At 68.9% G+C, this 1877-nt stretch carries 1 protein-coding gene; it reads right to left on the bottom strand.

Annotated elements, in window-relative coordinates; all coding sequences use genetic code 11:
- Positions 1-596 precede the first annotated feature (596 nt).
- On the bottom strand, positions 597-1877 hold a 1281-nt coding region (locus ABZ914_RS50800; protein WP_500201743.1), incomplete at its 5' end, for an HNH endonuclease signature motif containing protein.

Below are 1877 nucleotides of genomic sequence, written 5' to 3'. Positions count from 1 at the left end.
CTTTGGAGCCTCTGCGGCCCCTGGGCAGGTGTTGGGGGCAGGCTCCGCCTGCCCCGCCCCGGGTCGCGCCACCCCACCACCCCCTTCCGTCAGGTACCAAGGGGCGAGACTCCCCCTTCCGTGAGGTCCGAAGAGAACCCAAGGGCAACACCGCAACACCTGATCGGAAACGAGCCGCCCCCGATGTGGTGTGTTGCCGGGTCGCTGGCATTGCGGGCCGTGGGCTGTCGGCGTACTGCATTCGACAGGCGGCCTCGGCTATTGCATTGGTGTATCGCGCTGTCGTGTCGGCATGGCCCTGCCGTGGGGGCGGCTCGCCTGTCGTGAGGGTGGCTGCAGGTGGACCGGCGCAGGGCCTGGGCTGGGGTGGATGGGTGTTATGCGGCGGTGGGGCGGCTATGCGGTTCGGTCCGGGGCGGCGTGGTGGCCGGGGTGAACTGGGGGTGGTCTCCGCAAATGGCTGTCTGGTGGGGCGCCCGCGACTGGTGTGAGGCGGTCGCCTGGCGTGTGGGCATGCCGGGGCCGCCCGTCATCGGTGGGGATGCGGGCGGACCGGCGCCAGGCATGGCCGTGTGCAGTGTTGCGGTGGTGGGTGGTTATGCGGCCCAGTCGAGGGCCGAGTCGGGTGGGCCGATGTCGCCTGGTGGTCCAGTCCCGATCGCGGATCCTCTGGCGTCAGCTGGTGGCAGCAGCCGGTAGACGAATCGCCCGTCCCGATTCTTGGTGATCTGGATCTGGTCGGGGCGACTGTGCTTGAAGCGGTTGTGCCATCCGCAGGTGAGTGCGAGTTGGTCGATGTCGGTGGGCGATCGCCCGAGTGCCCATCCGTGCACGTGGTCGACCTCGCACAGCGCCCCGGGCACCTCACATCCCCGCACCGCACAGGACGGATAGAGCGTCTCCAGCACCTGTCGCTGTGCTGCGGAGGCGAATCGTTCCCGGTAGCCGAGGTAGAGCGGGGTGTTTCCGCGCCCGAGCAGGAGGGGTGAGACTCCGGCGGCCAGGGCGATGCGGCGGGCCTGGGCGGCGGGGATCGGGGTCCCGTCGGGCAGGCGGGCCGGGGCGTTGCCTCCGGTGAGCGTCTCCAGGTCGCAGATCACGGTGACCTTGGACGCCTTGTGCCCACCCGACAGCACACTCGACAACGCCGCCGCCGTCCGTTCGGCGAGGTCACGACGGTCGTCTGGTCCGGCCGGCTTGGCCAATGGGGCCAGGGTGCCGTCCCAGATCGCGGCGTCCTCGGGGTTCAGCCACCCCTTGACGTACCGGCCGCCGTCCAGTGAACGCGTGGTCGTCAGCCACGACTTGTCATAGCCGCGCTTGGTGTCCTCGTCGGGGACGTCTTCTGTGTCGTCGCGTTCGGCGATGAGGTCGCGGATGCGGCGGCCGAACGCGGCGACCTTCCCGGCCGAGAAGCCCTGATCGGCCATGCCCAGCAGCGTGGTCTCGGCCTCGGTGCAGTCGGTGTCGTCAAGACGCGAGACCGAGTCGGCGATGGTGGTGGCGTAACCGTGGGACAGTTCTCCGGAGGCGAGGCGTTCGGCCACCTGCGGGAGGCGGTGACGCTGCCGCGCCAGCACCAGACGCTCTTTCACCCGGTTATCGCGCATGCCCAGCCGAGATCGCAGCCACGCTTGGGTAGAGGGATATCCCCACCGGGCCTGCTCTCCGCAGGCGTCGACTCGGCCGATGAATCCGGCGAGCGCGCTTTCCTGCATATCGGACGCGGCCACGAGAGTTTCGGTGAGTTCCAGACACGTGGCCGCTGATTCAGGGGCTTCGCGCGATGCGAGTTCAGTGGCGATGGTTGAGAGCGCGTTCACCAGTTCCATGGTGGACGCGGCCCCAAGCTCGACCGTCACTGATTGCATACGTAA

Origin of the sequence: Spirillospora sp. NPDC046719 (assembly GCF_040645715.1) — a bacterium.
Classification (GTDB): Bacteria; Actinomycetota; Actinomycetes; order Streptosporangiales; family Streptosporangiaceae; genus Spirillospora.
The sequence above is the reverse complement of the archived record's forward strand: the minus strand, read 5'-3'. Positions and strand labels throughout refer to the sequence as shown.